Raw genomic sequence first — 6,285 nt, 5'->3', positions numbered from 1 at the left:
GGGATCGGAGATCTGCACCGGGTAGCCGTAGGCGTTCGGGGCGGGACCCGCGGCTCTGGCCACGTCGACGCCTCGCGGCGCGGCGGGACCGCCGTCCCGCCCCCTTGCTGGCGTCATGGCGTCTCCCGGTGTGCGGTGGATCGGATCGTGTGAACGGCCTCGGTCGCCCGCCGGTATCGCGGGTGACTGCGCTGTCATGACTGCGCAGACATATCTACGCAGTCGAGCGCGCCGCGTCAAGACTTCGCGCGAATCCGGCTTCCGGCACGGCTCGGGCCCTTGAGGAATCCGGCTGCTGGTCTGGACCGCATCCGGTATCCGCGCGTCAACCCCGAACGGGCCGACCGGTGGGCAATCGGATGCGGCGCGAACGAGACGGTGGCTGACCTCACCGCAGGCCGGGCAGGCGATGCACCCGCCTTTGAGACGGTGATGTCCCGCATGCGTGTGCCCCGCAGGGCCCGGGCAGGCCCCGGGCCCTTGACCGTTCTGGCCGACCGCGCATCTTCCTCACGCGCCATCCGCACCCACCTGCGGCGCCGGGCATCCGTGCACTCATCCCGCAGCCGTCCGACCAGGTCGGTCACCGTCTGCGGCGAGGCCGATTCGGGGGCTGGCCACACGACTGACGAGCTCGCGATCGCCTGCCAGGCCGCACTCCGTCTCGTCCCCCATCTAGACCCGACGCTGACCAGAAAGACAAAACCTATTGAGGTTTTCAGGTTGTCGTCGGGTAGTGACGCTTGATGATCTCTGCGGTATGCCGGTGAGGTGAGGTATCCAGAGGGTGGGGCCTGACTGCTGAGCGTCGGGCGTTTCGTGAGGGGATCCGGCTTCAGGCCGGCAAGCGGTTCGCGGCGGGTGAGAAGACCGCGGTGATCGCGAGGGACCTGCGGGTGAGTGTCACGGCTCCTGGCCGAGGACCCACTGGACGACGAGTAGCACCAGGAAAGGACAGCAGGGGAGACAACCGCACAGGCTGCTTCCTATGAGCGTGGCTCCCAGCCCTGTTCGACGGTGCGCTGGGACATTCGCTTGGACACAAGAAGGGCGGCCTTGGCGGCGCGCGGGCGGCCGGCCGAACGCAGTTCCTGCGCGAGTGCTTTCCAATACGGGGGATGCTCCGGATGGAGGGTGAGCGCCTGCCGTAGGGCATCGCCCTTCAGTGGCCGGGCCCAGCTGCCCCGCGGTAGTGGGCCGGTTGGGTCCGGCCCAGCAAGTAGTTCGTCGACGAAGCTGTGGCATGACTTCCAGGGGAGTGCGATCCGCCAGCTGGGTTCGCCCCAGTCTGGTGGAAGTTCGTCGGAGGATCCGTAGATGGGTAGGGGAAGTAGGAGCCGCTCCCGCCGGAATCTCCGTCCGGACGTATCTCCTCGGTTCAGGAAATGCTTCTCGAGATCGCGTTGGTAGCTGAGGAATTGTGGGAGGCCAGCGTTGCCCTCAAGGCCGACCTCCATGTCGACCGTGGCAGCAAAGATGTCCGCTGACAGCTCCTCGAACTGGGACACAACCGCACGCAAAGCAGTGGACGGGTTCGCCACAGCCATTGCCACGCTGTGCATGACCAGCGTAAGCAATCCCTGCAACGCGGCCACAGAGGACAGCCACTCGTCGAGACTGCTCGCTGCGCGTGTCTTCTCGACCTGGCTCCAGCCACGTACGACGAGCGACTCGACAGCCGCGCGTCCGTCCGCCGTGAGGCGGACAGGCTCGGCATTCTCCAGAGTGGGATAGAAGATCAGCCATTCGTCCGGCTTCCTCGGCAGTCTTCCGTCCATGAGAGAGGCCACTAGTTCCTGAGGGGAGTCGGTGCGCGCGCTGACGATGATCAGCTGGGCGACCACCATGATCGCGGAGAACACGCTCACCACCTGCCCGGTCTCCACCAGGTCGGCCACATAGTCCACAGCGGCGCGCAGCCCGGATTCGTGGCAGATCCACAGGGTGGACCGGAGCACGCGAAAGTACTCGCCCTCCCGGGCGGAGTCGTCGTCCGGAACCAGATTCCAGTGAACGAAGAATGTACTCAGCCAGGTGAAGGGTGACAGCTTGGAGGGTACGGTGACGTGACCGGCCAACGGGCATCCAGGCGGCCAGGTCGCGCCGACATGGCGGTAAGGAATCTGTGCTGCGGCGTCCGTGAACTGCAGACCGATAGTGTCTTCCAAGACCGCTGTGACCTTGAGGAAGGGAATCTCGCGGGCCTCGCAGTAATACCGCACACGGGAATGCTGCTTACCGCCGTCGAAGTCCCACTCGTCGGTCCGGCACATCCGCCCGAAGACCATTGCCTCCTGGAAGTAGGCGTTTACCAGATCCAGCAGCGGTTCGGCCTCGCCTGCCAGGTTGGCCGTCAAGAGCCTGGTGACGTTCACAGAGCCAACCCCACGACACTGACGATGTCCCCGCTGTGCTCTGCAACCAGTCGGAAGCTGGTGATCAGCCACTCCTGCATCGACGCTCCTCGCGTCTTGTCGTACTCGATGCGCTCTTTGAGCAAGGCAACGCAGAGCCGGTCCAGAGCTCCCTTGGCGTCCGTCGGGTTGGCCTCGTCTGCGGCCAGGGCGAAGACCTTACGCAGGAGGACGCGTACCTCGTGTTGTTCGGTGGCCGTGTTCAACGGCACGTATACGGCGCCGGCGTGGCTCGCCCAGTCGTGGTGGAAGAACAGCACGCCGGGCAGGGGAGGAACGTACGTGTCTTCGAAGAGCGTGCGCACCATCTGGTAAGCCGGGTGGACACCCTTTCCCAGGTGAAGCCATGAGGAGAAGGACCGGTCGTCAACGGCCACGGGAGTCGGCGCGGGCTCATCCAGGGTGAACAAGGCGAGGACGTCCGGTCCGCTGTCGTCGGCGAGCGTGCCGGACCGCACGTAGTCGGCGACCGCGGTATCGGCCACCGGGTGGAAGGCCAGGAATGCGAAGACCTTGGCGACCTCCTGCAACGCGGCAAGGTTCTCCGGCTTCAGGAGCTCCTGGATGTCTTTGACGTTGCCCTCAAGATGTTTGTTCTTGTCCGAGGCGGCCTCTTCGAGGATGGTCGCGATTGACAGCGTCAGCATGCACGTCCCTTTCAAGCCGTCAGGGCCAAAACGATGACATGAGAGGCCCACTCCGGCGCCACGGCACACCCGGCGCGCTCCGCAGTTGCCGTCACTTTCGCCAGTCCAGCCGTACGCGCTTGTCGACGCTTCAGGTCTGCGACCGCCACAATCCCGGCTGTCTCAGAGGCCAGCCTCGCACTCGCCCCGGGTTCAGACGACGAAGCAGCCGGTGCCCTTCGGTGACTTACTGAGGTTTGCAGGGTGGGGTTGGCCGTGTGAGGGTCAGGCGGGTGGCGGTGAGGCAGCCGTCGATCAAGTGGGGCCGGAGTTGGATCCTGCGTAACTCACGGCGGAGCTTGTGGTCAAGGTCATCGGGTGCGTCGAAGGCAGTGTTGGCCATGGCCCTGCGCACGAGTGACCAGATGGCCTCGACGGGGTTCAGGTCTGGTGCATAGGGCGGCAACCGGACGGTGGTGAGCCAGTCGTGGTCGGCCTCATATCGCTGCAGCCCGGCGGTCAGATGGGTGTTGAGATTGTCCCAGACCACCACGATCGGGCCGCCGAGTTGGATGTGGGCCCGAACGAGCAGGTCGCGGTAGTCCTTCCAGGAGAAGCTCCTGCGGGCGCCCTTGAGCAGGAGATGGGTGCGGGGCCGGTGGATGAGACGGCTCCTTTCGCCGGGTTTGTAGCAGCACAGGGCCGCAATCGAGGTGCGACGGCGGGACCTGCCTCTCACCCTGATTTCGGGGGTGTATCCGCGCCGGCCCCAAGTGCGGGCGCGGGGCGGCGTCATGGAGAATCCGGCTTCGTCCTCGAAGACGATCCAGCTGCCACACACCGCCGCGAGCCTTTTACCTGGGGCCACACCTCCTGCTTCCACAGCTCTACCGCGTGCTCGTCGCGTTCGAGTGCTCTGCGGGCAGGTGCCTGCCATGACCAGCCGTGTCGTTTCAGCAGCCGAGCACGGCGAACTGGGCATCGGTGACGGTTGGGGAGTTCGCCGGACCCGTCGAGCGCAGGGCCGCCATGCCACCGTCGCGCCAGGCGCGGCGCCATCGTTCCACCGACCCTGCACTCACCCGCAGGTCCCTCGCGATCACCGTGGTCTTCTCACCCGCCGCGAACCGCTTGCCGGCCTGAAGCCGGATCCCCTCACGAAACGCCCGACGCTCAGCAGTCAGGCCCCACCCTCTGGATACCTCACCTCACCGGCGTACCGCAGAGATCATCAAGCGTCACTACCCGACGACAACCTGAAAACCTCAGTAACGGTGAATAACAGGATGTGGTGGATGGGACGGCCCCCAGCCCGGCGGCAGAAGAGCCCACGAACCGTGGTCCAACCACTCACTGAAGTGGACAGGCCGGGCGCCGCCGACGTGGTCCAAGGACAGCGGGACGATCCGGTCGCAGGTAGCCCGTCCGTCCCACCAGACCGTGCCGGCCAGAGAGCCGGTCAGGGCCCAACAAGGTGGAGAAGCCGCAGCCGTGCTCCTGGATCACGACCGCACCGGCCGTCTTCAGGTCCTCGAACCTGTCGGCCTCGTCGTCCCAGGCACGCCGGGCTGTCCGATACGCGGCGTCGTCCTCGAACGCCTCAGCCTGTGGCTCACGCGCCATCGGTTCGTCGTCGCTCACCGCATAGGAGTCGGGATGCGGAAAGGGAATCACCAGCAGCTCGCGCCGCCCCTCGGCCCGCTCAAACACGCACCGGCGCCGAGGCCGGGTCACACTGATCCAGGAGACACGGCTAGCCGCCCCGCCTCCAGGGCCGTAGCTTCTCCGGGTTGCGGACCGCCCAGATCCCGGTGACGCGACCTGCGGAGACGTCGAACGAGGCCACGGTCATGACGATGCCGGCCCGCTGGGCCACCAGGCCCGGCCTGCCGTTGACCGATCGCTCCAGGAGTTCGAGCCCCGGCGCCTTGTCGGCGATGGCCACCATGTACTCGGCGATGCGCGTGCCGCCCTCGACCGGGCGTCGCGCCGCGCCGGCCATGCCGCCGCCGTCGGCGGTCATCACGGCGGCCGGGTCGAGGAGACGGACCAGGGCGGCGATGTCCTTGCTCTCCCAGGCTTCTTTGACGTGCCGCACCACGTCGGCCTGGCCGGTCGCCCTCTCCTCGGAACGCGCGGAGCTCACCCGCCGTCGGGCGGAGGCCGCAAGTTGCTTGCATGCCGCGGGAGTTCGGCCGAGAACATCCGCGACCTCGGCGAACGGGTACCGGAAGACGTCGTGCAGGACGAACGCCACCCGCTCGGCGGGCGTCATCGACTCCAGGACGACGAGGAAGGCCACGGTCACCGACTCGTCCAGGACGATCTGGTCGGCGGGGTCCGCGGGACCGGTGGGGCCGGAGCCGTCCCCGGGGCCCCACTCGGCGCGGTCGGGCAGCGGCTCGGGCAGCCACGCGCCGACATAGCGTTCACGGCGGGCCCGGGCCGAGCCGAGCAGGTTTAGGCAGATGCGGCTGGTCACCGTCGTCAGCCAGGCGCCGGGGGAAAGGATCTCCTCCCGTCGGCTTCGGGGCAGCGCGTACCAGCGTGCGTAGGCGTCCTGGACGGCGTCCTCGGCCTCGGTGACCGAGCCGAGCAACCGGTAGGCGACGTTGATCAGTTGACGTTGTTCGCCAACTGTCTCGTCCGTGCCGGCCCCGACCGTTCCCATGTCTCGGCGTCCCCCTCGCCTTACCTTTCGCGCCCCCGCGTCGTCGGGCTGTTTGAGACCTTATCGATCTCCTGCCCGAGGGCGGAAGAGAGGACTGTGACATGGCCACTCAGGTGACAACGGCGGCACGGCGTGGCACCGCGTTCCTGCAGATCGCGATCGCCCTGCAGACCCTGACGATCTTCCTCCAGGCGGTGTCCGCCGGGTTGCTGCTGACCTCGTCCTACGGAGAGATGCTGCACAGCGTCGGGGCGCGCGTGATGTACGGGGCGTCGATGCTGTACGTGCTCGCGGCGGTGCTGGCCTGGAAGCCGGGCGGCGGCTCGTCCCGGCCGATCTGGTACGCCTCGGGTTTCCTCGCGCTCGCCTCGCTCCAGGTCGTGCTCGGTATCGCGCACGTCCCGTCGCTCCATCTCCCCCTGGGTGTGCTGATGTTCGGCCTGAGCGTGCTGGCGCTGGCCCCGGCGGTGACATCCGGCACGGGGCCAGCCGGAGCGAAGTAGGCCGGCGCGGGGCCGGAGCCGCCGCCGACCACATCCCCCTCTGCCTCACGTCCGTCCCGCGGCTCCGAAAA

General features: G+C 67.2%; 5 protein-coding genes and 3 pseudogenes. 3 read left to right on the top strand and 5 right to left on the bottom strand.

Annotated features, from left to right (window positions below; translation table 11 throughout):
• Nucleotides 1-387: 387 nt before the first annotated feature.
• Both ABT116_RS20370 and ABT116_RS50905 read left to right on the top strand, forming a co-directional pair.
• Nucleotides 388-620: pseudogene (locus ABT116_RS20370) on the top strand (IS5/IS1182 family transposase); the annotation flags it as partial.
• A 151-nt stretch (nt 621-771) separates the two neighbouring features.
• A pseudogene (locus ABT116_RS50905) lies at nt 772-920 on the top strand (IS630 family transposase); the annotation flags it as partial.
• A 66-nt stretch (nt 921-986) separates the two neighbouring features.
• Here ABT116_RS50905 and ABT116_RS20365 read toward each other — a convergent pair.
• The 5 genes and pseudogenes from ABT116_RS20365 to sigJ all read right to left on the bottom strand — a co-directional run bounded on the left by ABT116_RS20365 (nt 987) and on the right by sigJ (nt 5,711).
• Nucleotides 987-2,375: a tetratricopeptide repeat protein gene (locus ABT116_RS20365; protein WP_351635635.1), complete on the bottom strand. Its 1,389-nt coding sequence runs from the start codon at nt 2,373-2,375 to the stop codon at nt 987-989.
• On the bottom strand, nt 2,372-3,061 hold the full coding sequence (locus ABT116_RS20360) for a hypothetical protein (protein WP_351635630.1): 690 nt from the start codon (nt 3,059-3,061) through the stop codon (nt 2,372-2,374). The genes ABT116_RS20365 and ABT116_RS20360 overlap by 4 nt, the downstream gene beginning before the upstream one ends.
• 226 nt (nt 3,062-3,287) lie before the next feature.
• Nucleotides 3,288-4,247 (bottom strand): annotated as a pseudogene (locus ABT116_RS50900) (IS630 family transposase).
• 143 nt (nt 4,248-4,390) lie between these two features.
• Complete coding sequence (locus ABT116_RS20340) at nt 4,391-4,750, bottom strand: hypothetical protein (protein WP_351635620.1); 360 nt, start codon at nt 4,748-4,750, stop codon at nt 4,391-4,393.
• 43 nt (nt 4,751-4,793) lie between these two features.
• Nucleotides 4,794-5,711 carry an RNA polymerase sigma factor SigJ gene (sigJ, locus tag ABT116_RS20335; protein WP_351635615.1) on the bottom strand — a complete coding sequence of 306 codons (918 nt, stop codon included), beginning with the start codon at nt 5,709-5,711 and terminating at the stop codon, nt 4,794-4,796.
• A gap of 101 nt (nt 5,712-5,812) precedes the next feature.
• On the opposite strand from sigJ, the gene ABT116_RS20330 reads away from it, so the two are divergent.
• Nucleotides 5,813-6,214, top strand: a complete 402-nt coding sequence (locus tag ABT116_RS20330; RefSeq protein WP_351635609.1) for a hypothetical protein — start codon at nt 5,813-5,815, stop codon at nt 6,212-6,214.
• The last annotated feature ends 71 nt before the right edge of the window (nt 6,215-6,285 follow it).

The sequence above is a fragment of the Streptomyces sp. NPDC002130 genome (assembly GCF_040296465.1).
Lineage (GTDB): Bacteria > Actinomycetota > Actinomycetes > Streptomycetales > Streptomycetaceae > Streptomyces.
Note: the sequence above shows the minus strand (reverse complement) of the source record. Positions and strands in the feature narration are given on the sequence as shown.